The 16,953-nt window shown below is 71.7% G+C and carries 15 protein-coding genes; 11 read left to right on the top strand and 4 right to left on the bottom strand.

From position 1 onward, the window contains the following. The first annotated feature begins 50 nt into the window (after window positions 1-50). The 6 genes from OG972_RS32905 to OG972_RS32930 all read left to right on the top strand — a co-directional run bounded on the left by OG972_RS32905 (window position 51) and on the right by OG972_RS32930 (window position 8,418). A complete protein-coding gene (locus OG972_RS32905; RefSeq protein WP_266987736.1) occupies window positions 51-893 on the top strand; it encodes an RNA methyltransferase in 843 nt (280 codons plus the stop codon). Window positions 894-1,025: 132 nt separating this feature from the next. Next, entirely contained in the window at window positions 1,026-2,201 is a 1,176-nt protein-coding gene (locus OG972_RS32910; protein WP_266987738.1) for an ATP-binding protein, read from the top strand. Window positions 2,202-2,370: 169 nt separating this feature from the next. Next, entirely contained in the window at window positions 2,371-3,510 is a 1,140-nt protein-coding gene (gene pheS / locus OG972_RS32915) for a phenylalanine--tRNA ligase subunit alpha (RefSeq protein ID WP_266987740.1), read from the top strand. After that, window positions 3,510-6,020 (top strand): phenylalanine--tRNA ligase subunit beta, encoded by a 2,511-nt coding sequence (pheT, locus tag OG972_RS32920; protein ID WP_266987742.1) that lies wholly within the window; start codon window positions 3,510-3,512, stop codon window positions 6,018-6,020. Before pheS ends, pheT begins: the two co-directional genes overlap by 1 nt. A gap of 436 nt (window positions 6,021-6,456) precedes the next feature. Beyond that, on the top strand, window positions 6,457-7,800 hold the full coding sequence (locus OG972_RS32925) for a transcriptional regulator (protein WP_266987744.1): 1,344 nt from the start codon (window positions 6,457-6,459) through the stop codon (window positions 7,798-7,800). 87 nt (window positions 7,801-7,887) lie between these two features. Beyond that, the gene (locus OG972_RS32930) at window positions 7,888-8,418 is read left to right on the top strand and encodes an NUDIX hydrolase (RefSeq protein ID WP_266987746.1); all 531 of its coding nucleotides are present in this window, start codon (window positions 7,888-7,890) and stop codon (window positions 8,416-8,418) included. A gap of 75 nt (window positions 8,419-8,493) precedes the next feature. Here OG972_RS32930 and OG972_RS32935 read toward each other — a convergent pair whose 3' ends face one another. Beyond that, window positions 8,494-9,354 (bottom strand): 3-hydroxybutyryl-CoA dehydrogenase, encoded by an 861-nt coding sequence (locus tag OG972_RS32935; RefSeq protein WP_037698969.1) that lies wholly within the window; start codon window positions 9,352-9,354, stop codon window positions 8,494-8,496. Window positions 9,355-9,544: 190 nt separating this feature from the next. Between OG972_RS32935 and OG972_RS32940 the strand changes: the two genes are divergently transcribed. Continuing rightward, window positions 9,545-10,843: a glycoside hydrolase family 10 protein gene (locus tag OG972_RS32940; protein WP_266987750.1), complete on the top strand. Its 1,299-nt coding sequence runs from the start codon at window positions 9,545-9,547 to the stop codon at window positions 10,841-10,843. A 69-nt stretch (window positions 10,844-10,912) separates the two neighbouring features. Here the strand turns inward: OG972_RS32940 and OG972_RS32945 are convergent, their stop codons facing one another. After that, on the bottom strand, window positions 10,913-11,125 hold the full coding sequence (locus tag OG972_RS32945) for a DUF1918 domain-containing protein (protein WP_266987752.1): 213 nt from the start codon (window positions 11,123-11,125) through the stop codon (window positions 10,913-10,915). A 42-nt stretch (window positions 11,126-11,167) separates the two neighbouring features. Beyond that, window positions 11,168-12,232: a DMT family transporter gene (locus tag OG972_RS32950; protein ID WP_266987754.1), complete on the bottom strand. Its 1,065-nt coding sequence runs from the start codon at window positions 12,230-12,232 to the stop codon at window positions 11,168-11,170. Here OG972_RS32950 and OG972_RS32955 point away from each other — a divergent pair. The 4 genes from OG972_RS32955 to OG972_RS32970 all read left to right on the top strand — a co-directional run bounded on the left by OG972_RS32955 (window position 12,231) and on the right by OG972_RS32970 (window position 16,033). Continuing rightward, the gene (locus OG972_RS32955; RefSeq protein WP_266987756.1) at window positions 12,231-13,712 is read left to right on the top strand and encodes a PLP-dependent aminotransferase family protein; all 1,482 of its coding nucleotides are present in this window, start codon (window positions 12,231-12,233) and stop codon (window positions 13,710-13,712) included. The two genes, OG972_RS32950 and OG972_RS32955, sit on opposite strands and share 2 nt — an antisense overlap. Further along, the gene (locus OG972_RS32960; RefSeq protein ID WP_266987758.1) at window positions 13,705-14,151 is read left to right on the top strand and encodes a GNAT family N-acetyltransferase; all 447 of its coding nucleotides are present in this window, start codon (window positions 13,705-13,707) and stop codon (window positions 14,149-14,151) included. The genes OG972_RS32955 and OG972_RS32960 overlap by 8 nt, the downstream gene beginning before the upstream one ends. Window positions 14,152-14,198: 47 nt before the next feature. Next, window positions 14,199-14,774, top strand: a complete 576-nt coding sequence (locus OG972_RS32965; protein ID WP_266987760.1) for a histidine phosphatase family protein — start codon at window positions 14,199-14,201, stop codon at window positions 14,772-14,774. A 107-nt stretch (window positions 14,775-14,881) separates the two neighbouring features. Next, window positions 14,882-16,033: a serine hydrolase gene (locus OG972_RS32970; protein WP_266987762.1), complete on the top strand. Its 1,152-nt coding sequence runs from the start codon at window positions 14,882-14,884 to the stop codon at window positions 16,031-16,033. A 36-nt stretch (window positions 16,034-16,069) separates the two neighbouring features. Here the strand turns inward: OG972_RS32970 and OG972_RS32975 are convergent, their stop codons facing one another. Next, entirely contained in the window at window positions 16,070-16,855 is a 786-nt protein-coding gene (locus OG972_RS32975; RefSeq protein WP_266987764.1) for a hypothetical protein, read from the bottom strand. Between the last annotated feature and the right edge of the window lie 98 nt (window positions 16,856-16,953).

Genomic DNA, 16,953 nt, shown 5'->3' on the forward strand with positions numbered 1-16,953 from the left:
TTGCACCCCTTGTTCCGTACCTCCGCACGCAGAGAGGCCCGTCGCCGACCATGGCCACCCCCGAACTGATCTCCCCGCGATCGCCGCGCGTCGCCGCCGCCCGGCGCCTCGCCCGGCGCAATTTCCGGGGCAAGGAGCGACGGTTCATCGCCGAGGGGCCGCAGGCCGTGCGCGAGGCCGCCGAACACCGCGGCAGTGACGGCGAGCCGACCCTGCTGGAGCTCTTCGCCACCGTCGAGGCGGCCGAGCGGTACGCCGACATCATCGCCGCCGCCCATACGGCCGGCGCCCGGGTGCACCTCGCGGACGGCGACACGCTCGCCGATGTGTCGCAGACCGTCACCCCGCAAGGTCTCATCGGTGTCTGCCGGTTCCTCGACTCGCCGTTCGAGTCCGTCCTCGCCGCGAAGCCCACCCTGGTCGCCGTCCTCGCGCACGTACGCGACCCCGGGAACGCCGGTACGGTGCTGCGCTGCGCCGACGCCGCGGGCGCCGACGCCGTCGTCCTCACCGACGCCTCCGTCGACCTCTACAACCCCAAGTCCGTGCGCGCCTCGGTCGGCTCGCTCTTCCATCTGCCGGTCGTCGTGGGCGTACCGGTCGAGCAGGCCGTCCAGGGGCTGCGGGACGAGGGCGTACGGATCCTCGCCGCCGACGGCGCGGGCGACGACGACCTCGACGACGAGCTCGACGCGGGCACCATGGGCGGTCCCACCGCCTGGGTCTTCGGCAACGAGGCGTGGGGGCTGCCCGAGGAGACCCGGGCGCTGGCCGACGCCGTCGTCCGGGTGCCGATCCACGGCAAGGCGGAAAGCCTCAACCTCGCCACCGCGGCGGCCGTCTGCCTGTACGCCTCCGCCCGCGCCCAGCGCCCCCGCCGTACCGCAGGCTGACCGGCCCCGTACCCCGCCGACCGGCGCACCGCAGCAGTGCGCCCCCACAGGGTGTCGCTCCGTCACCGACGACTAGTAGGGTGACGAACTCGGGGGCCCACTGCACCGGTTCGAGAGGTGGGGTACGGGAATATGTCTGTCGGCATGAGCAGGCCGCGCGAGACACACGCGGCCGACGTGCGCGCCGACCGGGGTCCGGACGGTGAGAATTCCCCGGCCGACGGCGAGGGCAACGGCCCCGCGGACGACACCGTCGCATCCGGCATCGACCCGGACGACCTCCCCGACGGACTCGTCATCGCCGACCGGACGGGCCGGGTCATCTGCTTCAACTCGGCGGCAGCCCGGATCACCGCCGTACCCAGGACCGCCGCACTCGGCCGCCCGCTGGAGCACGTACTCCCGCTGGAGGACCTCAAGGGCCGACGCTGGTGGGCCCTGACCGATCCGTACGGCGGCCTCGCCACCCGGGTCGGCCAGCCCGAGCGGAATCTGCTGCTCCCCGGCGGCCGCGAGGTCCTGGTCGCCGCCCGGTACGTACGGGAGTACCCGACCGGTCCGGTACGCCGGCTGGTGATCAGTCTCCGGGGCACCGAGGCCCGTCGCCGCACCGAGCGCAGCCACGCCGAACTGATCGCGATCGTCGCCCACGAGCTGCGCTCCCCGCTGACCTCCGTCAAGGGCTTCACCGCGACGCTGCTGGCCAAGTGGGAACGGTTCACCGACGACCAGAAGCGCCTGATGCTGGAGACCGTCGACGCCGACGCCAACCGCGTCACCCGGCTCATCGCCGAGCTGCTCGACATCTCCCGGATCGACTCCGGCCGCCTGGAGCTGCGCCGCCAGCCGGTCGACCTCTCCGCCGCAGTGGAACGCCACGTCCAGGCCCTCACCGCCAACGGCCAGACGCCCGACCGCTTCCTCGTCCGCACCCGGCAGCCGCTGCCCGCAGTCTGGGCCGACCCGGACAAGGTCGACCAGGTCCTCGGCAACCTGCTGGAAAACGCGGTGCGCCACGGCGAGGGAACCGTCACCATTGAACTCGCACCCGCACCCGCGAAGAGCGACGAGAAGGGAACAGCCGTCACCGTGAGCGACGAAGGCCCCGGCATTCCCGAGGAGTCGATGGGCCGTGTCTTCACCCGCTTCTGGCGGGGGAGCAAGCGCGGCGGTACGGGGCTGGGTCTCTACATCGTCAAGGGCATCGTCGAGGCGCACGGCGGCACGATCACGGTCGGCCGCGGCCCCGGCGGCGGCGCCGAATTCCGATTTATTCTGCCCGTGGGGGCTCCGGCTTTTCTGAAATAAGAGAGTTTGCGAAGCAATCAGGCAGGGCGGCGGCGGGCGACGGGAGGGCCTGAGCGGCCCGCGGGCTTCCTCCACCCCTCGTGGCCTTTAGACTCGACCTTTGGCACCTTTGCGTCCTCCAGTCGTCGAGCGGGGCCGCGCCACCAGCCAATCGGAAGCACGGGAAGAGATGTCGGCACCGAACAAGTCGTACGACCCAGTCGAGGTCGAGGCACTGAAACCGGAAGAGATCGAGCGCATGCGGGACGAGGCGTTCGCCGCCTTCGCCGCCGCGGGCGACCTCGACGCGCTCGCCCAGGCGAAGACCGCGCACACCGGTGGTACCTCGCCCCTGTCCCTCGCCAACCGGGAGATCGGCGCACTGCCGCCCCAGGCCAAGGCCGAGGCGGGCAAGCGTGTGGGCCAGGCCCGCGGCGCCGTGAGCAAGGCCCTCGCCGCCCGTCAGGCGGAGCTGGAGGCCGAGCGGGACGCCCGTGTGCTGGTTGAGGAGGCGGTGGACGTCACGCTGCCGTACGACCGCACCCCGGCCGGCGCCCGCCACCCCCTGACGACCATCATGGAGCGCGTCGCGGACGTCTTCGTGGCCATGGGCTACGAGGTCGCGGAGGGCCCCGAGGTCGAGGCGGAGTGGTTCAACTTCGACGCCCTGAACTTCGTGCCCGACCACCCGGCCCGGCAGATGCAGGACACCTTCTTCGTCCGGGGCACCGCGCCCGACGGGAAGCCGACCACGGGTGACGAGTCCGGCATCGTGCTGCGTACGCACACCTCGCCGGTCCAGGCCCGCACCCTGCTCGACCGCGAGCCGCCCGTCTACGTCGTCTGCCCCGGGCGGGTCTACCGCACCGACGAGCTCGACGCGACGCACACCCCGGTCTTCCACCAGATCGAGCTGCTCGCCGTCGACGAGGGCCTCACCATGGCGGACCTCAAGGGCACCCTCGACCACATGGTCCAGGCGCTCTTCGGCCCCGAGATGAAGACCCGGCTGCGGCCGAACTTCTTCCCGTTCACCGAGCCGTCCGCCGAGATGGACATGGTCTGCTACGTCTGCCGCGGCACGTCCGTCGGCAACCCGGACCGCCCCTGCCGCACCTGCGGCAGCGAGGGCTGGATCGAGCTCGGCGGCTGCGGCATGGTCAACCCCAAGGTGCTCATCGCCTGCGGCGTCGACCCCCAGAAGTACAGCGGATTCGCCTTCGGGTTCGGCATCGAACGGATGCTGATGTTCCGCCACAACGTCGAAGACATGCGAGACATGGTCGAGGGTGACGTCCGGTTCACCCGGCCGTTCGGGATGGAGATCTGATGCGCGTCCCGCTTTCCTGGCTGCGGGAGTACGTCGACCTGCCGGCGACGGAGACCGGCCGTGACGTACAGGCCAAGCTCGTCGCCGTCGGTCTGGAGGTCGAGACCGTCGAGCACATCGGCGCCGGCCTCAAGGGCCCCCTGGTCGTCGGACAGGTACTGACCATCGAGGAGCTGGAGGGCTTCAAGAAGCCCATCCGCTTCTGCACCGTCGACGTCGGCTCCGCCAACGGCACCGGTGAGCCGCAGGAGATCGTCTGCGGAGCCCGTAACTTCGCCGTCGGCGACAAGGTCGTCGTGGTCCTCCCCGGCGCCGTGCTGCCCGGCGACTTCGCGATCGCCGCACGCAAGACGTACGGCCGGACCTCGCACGGCATGATCTGCTCCACCGACGAGCTCGGCATGGGCGACGACGGCACGCACGGCATCATCGTGCTGTCGCCGGAGCACGAGGTCGGCACGGACGCGATCGAGCTGCTCCAGCTCGTCGACGAGGTCCTCGACATCGCCGTCACCCCTGACCGCGGCTACTGCCTCTCGATGCGCGGCGTCGCCCGTGAGACCGCCATCGCGTACGGGCTGCCGCTGCGTGACCCGGCTCTCCTCGACGTGCCCGCGCCGAACGCGTTCGGCTACCCGGTGAAGGTGGCCGACCCGTTCGGCTGCGACCGGTTCACCGCGCGCACCGTCGTCGGCCTGGATCCCGAGGCGCGCTCCCCGATCTGGATGCAGCGCCGGCTGCAGAAGGCCGGGATGCGCCCGATCTCGCTCACCGTCGACATCACCAACTACGTGATGCTGGAGCTCGGCCAGCCGCTGCACGCCTACGACCGCACCCGTATCGACGGGCCGATCGGAGTGCGCCGCGCCCAGCAGGGCGAGAAGCTCACCACGCTCGACGGCACGGCCCGCGTCCTGGACGCCGAGGACCTGGTCATCACCGACAACCGCGGGCCGATCGGCCTCGCGGGGGTCATGGGCGGCGCCAACACCGAGATCGCCGACACCCAGAACGGTGGGAGCACCACCGAGGTCGTCATCGAGGCCGCGCACTTCGACGCGATCTCGATCGCCCGGACCGCACGCCGTCACAAGCTGTCCTCCGAGGCGTCCAAGCGCTTCGAGCGCGGCGCCGACCCCCAGGCCGCTGCCGCTGCCGCGCAGCGCACCGTCGACCTGTTGGTGCTGCTCGCGGGCGGCACCGCCGAGGCCGGCGTCACCGAGGTCGCGGCTCCGTCCGCGCCCCGCACCATCGCGATGCCCGCGGACCACCCCGACCGGGTGGCCGGTGTCGCGTACGGCCGTGAGACCGTCGTACGCCGCCTCCAGCAGGTCGGCTGCGACGTCTACGGGCAGGACGAGCTCCTGGTCACCGTGCCGTCCTGGCGGCCCGACCTGAGCGAGCCGAACGACCTCGCCGAGGAGGTCATCCGGCTGGAGGGGTACGAGAACCTCCCGTCCACGCTGCCGACTCCGCCGTCCGGGCGCGGGCTCACCGACCGCCAGCGGCTGCACCGCAGGGTCGGCCGGGCGCTCGCCGGAGCCGGCTATGTCGAGGCGCTGAACTACCCGTTCATCGGCGACTCGGTGCTGGACCAGCTCGGGTTCGACGCCGACGACGCCCGCCGCCGTACGGTCAAGCTCGTCAACCCGCTCTCCGACGAGGAGCCGGCGCTGCGCACCACGCTGCTGCCGGGCCTCCTCGGCGCACTGCGGCGCAACGACGGCCGCGGCAGCCATGACCTGGCTCTGTTCGAGACGGGACTGGTCTTCCGGCCGACCGGCGAGGAGACCGCGGCCGTACGGCTGCCCGTCGACCACCGTCCCGGCGACGAGCAGATCGCCGGGCTGAACGCTGCGCTGCCGCATCAGCCGCGCCGCGCGGCGGTCGTCCTCGCGGGCGCCCGCGAGCAGGCCGGCTGGTGGGGCAAGGGCCGCCCGGTCGGCTGGGCGGACTCCATCGAGGCCGCTCGTGCCATCGCCCGCGAGGCGGGTGTCGAGCTCACCGTCCGGAACGACCAGCACGCGCCGTGGCACCCCGGTCGGTGCGCCGCGCTGTTCGTCACGGCGAACGACGCGGAGGTCCTCGTCGGGCACGCCGGTGAGCTGCACCCGGGCGTCATCAAGGAGCTCCACCTGCCGGAGCGGACCTGCGCCATGGAGATCGACCTCGACCTCCTGGAGCAGGCCGTCGACGGCGCACTCCAGGCGCCGCGGATCTCCACCTTCCCGGTGGCGACCCAGGACGTCGCGCTGATCGTCGCGCAGGACGTGCCCGCCGCCGACGTGGAGCAGGCGTTGCGGGAGGGTGCGGGTGAACTCCTCGAATCACTGAGGCTGTTCGACGTGTTCACCGGTGAGCAGATCGGCGAGGGCAGGAAGTCCCTGGCGTACGCGCTGCGGTTCCGCGCGCCGGACCGCACCCTGACTGTCGACGAGGCCACGGCCGCCCGGGACGCGGCGGTCGCGCTGGCCGCGGAGCGGACGGGCGCGGTGCTGCGCGGCGCGTAGCGCGCCGACGGCGACCGGCCATCGAGGCCGAACCGGCCGCAGAAGATGAGGAGGGGGCGTATCCGGTTACCGGATACGCCCCCTCCTTCTGCGCTCGCCGAACGGCGGGGACCGCACGCGGGCCCCGGCCCGGCCCGGGGGAACCCGGGTCCGGTCCGACCCCGCAGCCACCCTCCGATCAGTGGGCAGTAGGTCGTGCGATCCGGCGTCGTCCGCGCTGCCACGGAGTGTCGGGCAGGTCGGCAGAGCGAACGACGCGGGTGCGGGTCGTCAACTGTACGAGGGGGAGCAGACGACCCGGCCGCCTCTTGCGAGGCGACTGATTCAACCGATTCGTACCCCGGTGCACCAGAGTGCGCGGCGGGACGGTTCGGGCATTCCGTTCACACCCCGTGTGAAACGTGCTCCACTGGGGCGACAGGCCTTAGGAGGGGCAATGGAGCCCAACATCCTGCTCGAAGCCCTCATCGACGAGGCGGGCGTCTCCCGGGCAGGTCTTGCCGCGCACATCAACCAGGCCGGGCGTGCCCGCGGACTGTCCCTGCGGTACGAACACACGGCCGTGGCCCGCTGGTTGAAGGGCCAGCGGCCCCGCGGACAGGCGCCCGACCTGATCTGCGAGGTGCTCGGCGACCGGCTGCGCCGACCGGTCTCCCTCGACGACATCGGCATGGCGACGTGCGGCGGCGGGGGCACGGTCGTGCCGGGCTCGACGCTCACCGGCTTCGTCGAACGGGCCACCGCGTTGTGGCGCTCGGACGAACAGCAGCGCCCGCACGTCCTCGCCGCGGCCGCCGTCACCGGCACGACGGCGGTCATGCCCGTCTGGGAGTGGGAGAACCCGCCTGAGGACGCCGATGTCTCCCGTGCCGGTCCGACACGCGTCGGCATGGCCGACATAGCGATGCTGCGTGCCGCCCGCGCCCACTACGAACTGATGTACCGCAGGGCCGGCGGCATCGCGACGCGTTCCCGCATCGTCGGCTTCCTCAACGCCGAGACCGCCCCGCTGCTGCGTGGCGGCTACAGCGACGCGACCGGCCGTCAGTTGCACCGGGCGACCGGCGGGCTGGTGGCTGTCGCGGGCATCTGCGCGTACGACTCCGACGCGCACGGTCTCGCCCAGCGCTACTTCCACCAGGCGCTGCGGCTGGCCAAGGCGAGCGGGGACCGGGGTCTCGGCGGGTATGTGATCGCCCTGCTGGTCAACCAGTTGCTGTTCCTCGCCGACTACCGGCAGTCCGTCGCCTTCGCGGAGGCGGCGCTGCGGGCCGCGGGACGGCACGTCACGCCCGCGCTGGCGGCCGATCTGTACGCGATGCAGGCGAAGGCGTACGCACACCTCGGCGACGGCTACAGCGCCCTGGAGTGCATCCGGCGAGCCGAGTCCGAGGCCGAGCGCATCCGCCCCGGCCATGAACCCGACGAGACGGGGTACGTCGAACCGGGCCTGGTCAATGTGCAGGTGGCGGAGGCCCTGCTCAGCCTCGGCGATCTGCCGGGGGCTCGGGAGCACGCCGCTGCGGCGGTCAGCACCCCGGCGCACGACCGGGGCCGGGTGCACCGGCTGGCCATCCTGACCCATATCGAGCTGCGGCAGGGGGAGGCGGACCGGGCGGCGGGCACGGCCGCGGAGATGGCGGAACGGGCCCGGGGGATGGAGTCGCAGCGGCTGCGGGACCGGCTGCGGGCGGTGCGCGAGGATCTGGTCGGGAGTGGCTGCGCAGACGCGGAACAGGCCGCCGAGCTGATCGACGGGGCGTTGCGCGTACCGCTGTGAACGTACTGAACGTACACCGGGAACATTCCCCTCCGACGCTGCTCCTGCTGCCATGTTGCCACCAACGTGTCGGAAGGTGGCAGAACTGTGCAGTGGACGAATCTGAACGAACAAACTGTGTATGAGAACCGCTGGTTCCGGGTCAATCTGGCGGATGTCGTTCTTCCCGACGGCCGTCACCTCGACCACTACCTCGTCCGGCTCCGGGCCGTCGCCGCGGCGACCGTCGTCAACGAGGCCAACGAGGTCCTGCTGCTGTGGCGGCACCGGTTCATCACCGACAGCTGGGGCTGGGAGCTCGCCGCCGGTGTCGTCGAGGACGGCGAGGACATCGAGGCCGCGGCCGCCCGGGAGATGGAGGAGGAGACCGGCTGGCGCCCGGGCCCGCTGCGGCCGCTGCTGACCGTGGAGCCGTCGAACGGCCTCACCGACGCCCGGCACCACCTCTACTGGGCCGAGGAGGCGACCTGGACCGGCCCCCCGCAGGACGATTTCGAGTCGTCGCGCCGCGAGTGGATACCGCTCAAGCTGGTGCCCGACATGATCGCCCGGGGCGAGATACCGGCGGCCAACATGGTGGCCGGACTGCTGATGCTCCATCACTTACGGATCGGGTGAGCCACGCCGCCCACGCGATCGGTGCCGGCCGGGACATCCCCGGCCGGCCCCGCAGGCGGTACGACGACCGGCAGGTCAGGAGTACGGGTAGAAGCCCGAGCCCGTCTTGCGGCCGAGCCGGCCCGCGTCGACCATGCGCTGGAGCAGCGGGGGAGCGGCGTACAGCGGTTCCTTGAACTCGGCGTACATCGAGTCGGCGACCGAGGCCACGGTGTCCAGGCCGATGAGGTCGGAGAGCTTCAGCGGGCCCATCGGGTGGGCGCAGCCGAGCTCCATGCCGTTGTCGATGTCCTCGCGGCTGGCGATACCCGACTCGAACATCCGGATCGCGGAGAGGAGATACGGGATCAGCAGAGCGTTGACGACGAAGCCGGAGCGGTCCTGGGCGCGGATCGGATGCTTGCCCAGCACGTCCTGCACCAGTGCCTCGGAGCGCCGGACCGTCTCGTCGGACGTGGTCAGAGCGGGGATCAGCTCGACGAGCTTCTGCACCGGGGCCGGGTTGAAGAAGTGGATGCCCATGACCTGGTCCGGGCGGGACGTCGCCACAGCCAGTTTCACCAGCGGGATGGAGGAGGTGTTGGAGGCGAGAATCGCGTCCTTCCGGGTCACCACCTGGTCGAGCACCTGGAAGATCTCGGTCTTGACCTGCTCGTTCTCCACGACGGCCTCGATCACGAGATCGCGGTCGGCGAACTCGCCGAGGTCGGTGGTGAAGCTGAGGCGGCCGAGTGTCTCGTCGCGCTCCTCCTCGGTGATCTTGCCGCGTTCGGCGGCCTTCGAGAGGGAGTTGTGGAGCCGGGTGCGACCGATCTCCAGCGCCTCGCCGGTGGTCTCGGCCACCATGACGTCGAGTCCGCTGCGGGCGCACACCTCCGCGATGCCTGCGCCCATTTGGCCACAGCCCACCACTCCGACGCGTGCAATGTCGGCCATAGAGTCCGTCACCTCGTGCCTTTCGCTTATCTCCGTTCGGCGGGCTCCCGTCTGATTCCGGTCCCCGCCTCGACCCCCCGACGTTACTCCGCGGCCTACGGGTCATGACGGGCCGGGGCGGGCATGCTCTGCGTTACCCCCTGTGCCGGGGGTGACGGACGAGGACACAGAGACGGCAGGTGGCAACGAAATGCGGCAAATGGCCCGAAGGGGCTTTGTGGCGGGTGCGGCCGGGGTGGTCGCGGGGATGATGGCCTCGGTCGCGGGTGCGGCCGAGGCCGTCGCCGTACCGCGGGAAGCGTCGGTTCCGTCCGGGGCGGGTGCGTCGCCCGGGACGGGTGTGAACCTCCCGCGCGTCGCCCGGCGCGAGATGCGCGGTATGTGGGTCGCCACCGTCGCCAACATCGACTGGCCCTCGGCGCCCGGCCTGACGGCGGCGGCGCAGCAGGCCGAGCTGATCGCGTACCTCGACGAGGCCGTCGACCGGCGGCTGAACGCCGTCGTCCTGCAGGTCCGGCCGACCGCCGACGCCCTGTGGCCGTCCTCCTACGAGCCGTGGGCCCAGTACCTCACCGGCGTCCAGGGGAAGAACCCCGGCTGGGACCCGCTGGGCACCGCTGTCCGTGAGGCGCACCGCCGCGGCCTGGAACTGCACGCCTGGTTCAACCCGTACCGGGTCGCCAACCACACGGATCCGTCCCGGCTGGTCCCCACCCATCCGGCGCGGCTGCACCCCGACTGGGTCCTGCCGTACGGCGGGAAGCTCTACTACAACCCCGGACTGCCCGAGGTGCGCCGCTTCGTCCAGGACGCCATGCTCGACGCGGTCCGCCGCTACGACATCGACGCCGTCCACTGGGACGACTACTTCTACCCGTACCCGGTCGCAGGACAGGTCTTCGCCGACGACGCCACCTACGCGGAGTACGGCGCGGGCTTCCCGGACAAGGCCGCCTGGCGCCGCGACAACACCGACAAGCTGGTCCGCGAGATGTCCGCGGGGATCAAGAAGATCAAGAAGCACGTCCGGTTCGGGATCAGTCCGTTCGGTGTCTGGCGCAACGCGGGGACCGACCCGCTGGGCTCGGACACCAGGGCAGGGGTGCAGACCTACGACGACCTGCACGCCGACACCCGAGGTTGGGTCAAGAAGGGCTGGATCGACTACATCTGTCCGCAGATCTACTGGAACATCGGCTTCGCCGCCGCCGACTATGCCAAACTGGTCCCCTGGTGGGACGCGGTGGTCCGGGGCACAGGTGTCGACCTCTTCGTCGGCGAGGCGCTCTACAAGGGCGGCGACCCCGCCCAACCCGCCGCCTGGCAGGACCCGGCCGAGCTCTCACGCCACATCGACCTCGCCGCCCGCTACGACCAGGTCCGCGGGCATGTCTATTTCTCGGGCAAGGACGTGGTCACCGACCGGGCCGGCATGATGGCGCGCGTCGTGGCGGACCACTACCGCAACAGAGTGCGCCCTCCCCGCTGACCCGAGGGGTGGCGGAGAGGGCGCAACGAGGGGTGGCGCGGTCGGGGCGGTGCTGTGTGCCCGGGGAACCTACGGGGTCTCCGGGCCCCGGTGCCGGACCACGGCGTGCTGGACGATGGTGTCGGGACCTGGCGAAACCAGGTGTTCGTGTCCGTCCTCGGAGCGGACGCGATACGGGGGAGCGCCCCCGTCCCCGAGCACTTCGAGGACTTCTGCGACCCGGTCGTGCTGCCCCACGGTCCTGCCGTGCGTCAGCAGCCGGTCGCCCGCGTGTGCCTCCATAGGGAGTGACCTCCTCACGGGTGACGGTCCATGTCGACAAGTCTATGACCGGATCCGCCCGCGCACCGGGCGTACCGGTGACTCTTTTCGGATAGGGCGGGAACAGGGCGCGGTTGAGGCCGCCGTGGCGCGTGCGCCCTGGCCGTCGTGGGCCACGACGGACGCCCCCTGGCGCCGCACCCCCGCCCGCTGGGTGGCCGCGATGCAGACGAGCACGGCCACCGCCGCCACCGGTGCGGCCGCCGAGACCTTCTCGCCGAGGAGCAGGAACGACCACACCAGAGTCAGCAGCGGCTGCGCGAGCTGAAGCTGGCTCGCCCGCGGGACCCCGATCTCCGCCATGCCGCGGTACCAGACGTACAGGCCGACGAAGGTGGAACCCGCCGCCACCCAGACCAGGCCGATGACCCCGTGCGTGGTCAGCCGCACCGGCTCGAAGGAAAGCGCGACCGCCGCGCCCGCCACCATCAGCGGCGCCGCGAGGACCAGTGCCCAGCCGATCACCTGCCAGCCCGGCATGACCCCGGCCAGCCTGCCGCCCTCGGTGTACCCCGCCGCGCACACCAGCAGCGCGCCGAACAGGAAGAGATCGCCGGAGGAGAGCGCGCCGCCGCTCTGCTGCACGGTGAACACGATCACCACGGCCGCGCCGGCCAGTGCCGCGATCCAGAAGGTGCGCGGCGGACGCGACCCGGTCCGCAGTGACGAGACGACCGCCGTGGTCAGCGGCAGCAGCCCCACCACCACGGCCGCGTGCGACGAGGTGGAGGTCTGCAGGGCCAGCGTGGTCAGCAGCGGGAACCCCACCACCACGCCACCGGCGACGACCGCGAGCCCGCCCCAGTGGCGGCGGTCGGGCACCGGGACCCGTCCCGCGAGCAGCACGCTGCCCGCGATCAGTGCGGCGAGCAGGCTGCGCAGGGTCACCAGGGACCAGGGGCCGAAGCTCTCCAGTCCCCAGACCGTGGACGGGAAGGTCAGCGAGAAGGCGACGACGCCGAGGCCGGCGAGCAGTGTGCCGCTCCGGCCCGCCGGTGGGGCAACTGCTGTCGAAGGGGAGGTAACCGCTATCGATACCTGACGAGTAGCGCTATCCTTTGCTGTCATGCAAGAGCGTAGCAGCGTTGCTGAGCTGGTGAGTTCCCTTCGAGGCGAACTGAACCGCTACTCACCTGGCGGGAAGCTGCCGTCCAGTCGGGCGCTCGTGGAGCGTTATCGGGTCAGTCCGGTGACCGTCTCCCGGGCGATCGCGCAGCTCGCCGCCGAAGGGCTCGTCGTGACTCGTCCCGGCTCCGGCGCCTTCCGGGCGGAGCCCCGTGCCGACGTGCCCCCGCCCGGCGACACCTCCTGGCAGGAGGTCTCCCTCAGCGGCGACGGCGGACCGGAGGTCGTGCCCCGTACCGTCGACGCGTCCGGCGTCCTGGTCACGCTCGCCGCACCGCCGCCCGGCGTCATCGAGCTGAACGGCGGCTACCTCCACCCCTCGCTCCAGCCCGAACGGGCGCTCGCCGCCGCCCTCGCCCGGGCCGGCCGCCGCCCCGGAGCCTGGGGCCGACCGCCCACCGACGGGCTCACCGAGCTCCGTGCCTGGTTCGCCCGCGAGATCGGACCCTCGCTCACCGCCGCCGACGTACTCATCACCGCGGGCGGCCAGAGCGCCCTGGCCACCGCTCTGCGTGCCCTCGCCCCGCCCGGCGCGCCCGTCCTCGTCGAATCGCCCACCTACCCGGGCATGCTGGCGGCTGCCCGTGCCGCCGGACTGCGTCCCGTCCCGGTCCCGGCCGACGCCGACGGGGTCCGCCCCGATCTGCTGGCCGCCGCCTTCGGCGCCACGGGTGCTCGCGTCTTCGTCTGCCAGCCGCTCTTCCAGAACCCGACCGGTGCGGTCCTGGCCCCGGACCGTCGGCGTGAGGTCGTCCGGATCGCCCGCGAGGCGGGGGCGTTCGTCGTCGAGGACGACTTCGCACGCCGTCTCGTCCACGACGACGCGGGCCCGCTGCCCGCGCCGCTCGCCGCCGACGACCCCGACGGCGTCGTCGTCCATGTCTGCTCCCTCACCAAGATCACCTCGCCAAGCCTGCGGGTGGGTGCGCTGGCCGCCCGGGGGCCGGTGCTGGAACGGCTGCGGGCCATCCAGATCGTCGACAGCTTCTTCGTCCCGCGCCCGCTCCAGGAAGCCGCGCTCGAACTGGTCGGCTCCCCGGCCTGGGGTCACCATCTGCGTTCCGTGCCGACGGAGTTGAGGAACCGGCGTACCGCCATGACGACCGCCCTGCGGCTCGAACTGCCCGGCCTGTCGCTCCCGCACATCCCCGCGGGAGGCGGGAGCCTCTGGCTGCGGCTGCCGGATGCCGAAGCCGGCCCCGACGAAGCCGCGTTGGTATCGGCCGCCCTGCGCGCGGGCGTCGCGGTCGCGCCGGGCCGCCCGTACTACTGCGCCGAACCTCCCGCCGCCCAGGTGCGGTTGAGCTTCGCCGCGGTCGCTGGAGCGGGCGAGATCGCCGAGGGTGTACGACGGCTGCGCACCGCCTGCGACAAACTCTTCCCCGTCCCCGGCCGCCGCGACCTATCCTCCGGGAATGGCTGACATCCCCCAGGAGCGTTACGAGATCTCGTCCGATCCGGCCCGGCTGGACCCGGCCCGGATCCACCACTGGCTTTCCACCGACGCCTACTGGGCGCTCGGCCGTACCCGCGAGAAGCAGGATCTGGCCATCGCCGGATCACTCAACTTCGGTGCTTACGACTCCACTTCAGGAGACCAGGTCGGCTACGCCCGGGTGGTGACCGACCACGTCACCTTCGCCTGGCTCTGCGATGTGTACGTCGACCGGTCGGCCCGCGGCCACGGGCTCGGTACCCGGCTCGCCGCCGCCGTGCGCGACCACCTCGCCCCGACCGGCATCCGCAGGCTCACTCTCGCGACCGATGACGCCCACGGCGTCTATGCGAAGGTCGGCTTCCAGCCACTCAAGGACCCCGAGAAGTGGATGTACTTCCGATTCGAGCGTCCCGGAGCCGTCTGAAATTCGCCCTCTTGACCGGGGCGGCGTTCGGCTCCACGATCTCGGCCATGAGTGTTCGAGTCTCGTTCGTCGCCGCGGCGCGCAGCTCTTCCCTGCTGGCCGAGCGCTTCGACGACGACCGGCCGCTCGATCAGGCCGGCTGGCAGGAAGTGCAGCTCGCCGCACGGGCGTTGGTGCCCCTGGGCGCCGCCGAACTGCGTTACTGCTCGCCGACCGCCCGCAGCCGCGCCACCGGTGAGGCGCTCGGCTTCGCCCCCATGGCCCAGCCCGCCCTGCGCGACTGCGACATGGGCCGCTGGCGGGGCTGGACCCTCTCCGATGTCGCGGCCCGCGAACCCGCCGCGGTGGACGCCTGGCTCGCCGACCCGCGCACCGCACCGCACGGCGGCGAGCCGCTGCTCGCCTTCATCGCGCGGATAGGGGGCTGGCTGGACACCCGGCCGGCCTTCGACGGCTCGATCGTCGCCGTCGCCGAGCCGTCCGTCGTCCGGGCCGCCCTCGTCTACGCGCTGGGGGCGCCGCCCTCGACGTACTGGAACGTCGACGTCCGCCCGCTCTCCACGATCACGCTCATCGGTCTGCGGGGCCGCTGGAGCCTGCGCCTCGAAGCGGGCGCCCGCTGAACCGACGAGCCGACCCACCCGTGGGGCGTGCGGCGTCTTCCCACCAGTCCGACCAGTCGGTACGTTGGGCGTCGACCCCAGGCGTGCCCCAGGCGAGGGAGGCCGGCGTGCCGCAGATCCACGGCCATTGCGACGACCGGTTCTCCGGCGTCCGCACCGCATTCGAGGCGAACTTCCGGGCCCGCGACGAACTGGGCGCGGCCGTCACCGTCCTGGTCGACGGGGAACCCGTGGCCGACCTCTGGGGCGGCTGGGCCGACGAGGCCCGTACCCGCCCCTGGGAGCGGGAGACCCTGGTCAACGTCTGGTCCACGTCCAAGGGCCCGACCGCGCTCTGCGCCCACATCCTGGCCGATCGGGGGCTGCTCGACCTGGACGCCCCCGTGGCCAGGTACTGGCCGGAATTCGCCGCGGCCGGCAAGGAAGCCGTGCTCGTACGCCATCTGCTCTCGCATCGCTCGGGCGTGGCCGGACCGCGCGAGCCGCACAGCCTGGCCGAGCTCTACGACTGGGAGCTGACCACCGCCCGGCTGGCGGCGACCGAGCCGTGGTGGGAGCCCGGCACCCGGTCCGGCTATCACGCGTTCTCCTACGGTTTCCTGGTCGGCGAGGTGATCCGCCGGATCACCGGACTGCTGCCCGGAGAGTTCCTGCGGCAGGAGGTCACCGGACCGCTGGGCATCGACTTCACCATCGGACTCCCGGAGAAGGAGACCGGTCGCGTCGCCGAGCTCGTCGCCCCGAAGGCGCCGGGGGAGGGACAGCCGGCCGTGTTCGCGCAGATGGCGCCGGTGGCCGCCGCATCGCTGCTCAACCCGCCCACCGGCGCGGCCGCCGCCAACTCGCCCGAGTGGCGGGCCGCCGAGATTCCCGCGGCCAATGGCCACGGCACCGCCCGCGCGGTCGCCGCGCTCTACGGGATCTTCGCCGGACGGGGGCGGTCGGGCGACCGGCGGATCCTCTCCGGGGCGGCCGCCGAACGGGTCCGCGAGGGTCAGGGCAGCTGCCGGGACGTGGTCCTCGGCAGCGGTTTCGGCCACGACACGGAAATCGCCCTCGGGCTGTGGCTGAGCGGTCCCCACGGCTCGTACGGACCCAACCCGCGCGCCTTCGGTCACGACGGCGCGGGCGGCTCCTGCGGTCTCGCCGACCCGGAGGCAGGTGTCGCCCTGGGCTATGTCATGAACCGGATGGGTCCGGGCATTGCCGACGACCCGCGCAAGATGGCGCTGATCGAGGCGGTGTACGAGGCGCTGTGACCCGTCGGCGGGCCGGTTTCCCGGCCCGCCGCGAGGTCACTTCACCGTGACGGCGTCACCGGTGGAGACGACCTTCATGGTCGTGGTCGTACCGAGGAACGCCCAGCGCCAGCTGCCCGAAGCGGTGGCCTTCACCGTCGCACGGAGGTGGCCCTTGCTGTCCGTGGTCGCCGTCTTCACGGTGCTGTAGGCGCCGCCGGGCTTCTTGTACTGCAACTTCACCACCTGCTTGGTGAACGCGTGGTACCTGAGGTCCGTCCAGTTGGCCCGCGACAGCTTTCCGGTGACGGTGAGCGTGCCCCCCTTCCTCACCGGCTCGGGCGTGGCGTCCGTGGTCAGAGTCGCGGCGCGCTTCACCTTGAAGAACCCGATGGCGTCGGAGATCCAGTAGTCCCCGTCATTGGCTGCGACCGTCGCGTCGACCCGCCAGTTCCCCGCGACCGCGTTGGCGTCCCAGCCCTCGTTCCCGCTCCCGTAGGAGTCGATCCACGACGGGTCGATCTGCATCGTCGCAGTGCACACGGACGTTGTCGTGCTGACCTTCTTGCACGAAGTACCGAGGTGGTCCACCGGCCCGTAACCGTTGGTCCGGTTGAAGGCGGAGACACTGTTGACCCGCTTCACGCCCGAGTTGTCCTTGATCGTCATGGCGATCGTGAACTTCTTGACGTTCGTGACCCCGACGATCACATTGCTGCCGCCGTTCACGACGGTCCTGGTGACCCGGATGTCACCGCGCCCCTCCGCGTGTGCGGCCGGCGCCACCACGACCGCGGTGGCCACCGCTCCCACCGCAGCGAGCACGGTAATTCTTCTGCGCATGTCCCACCCCTGTCTCTCCCGCCCCGTGACGGAGGGAGACAGGGTAGCGATCAACCGGATGTCCGCGCGGCGATCAGACCCTGGGCGACACTGCCCGT

Origin of the sequence: Streptomyces sp. NBC_01669 (assembly GCF_026339735.1) — a bacterium.
GTDB lineage: Bacteria > Actinomycetota > Actinomycetes > Streptomycetales > Streptomycetaceae > Streptomyces > Streptomyces yanii.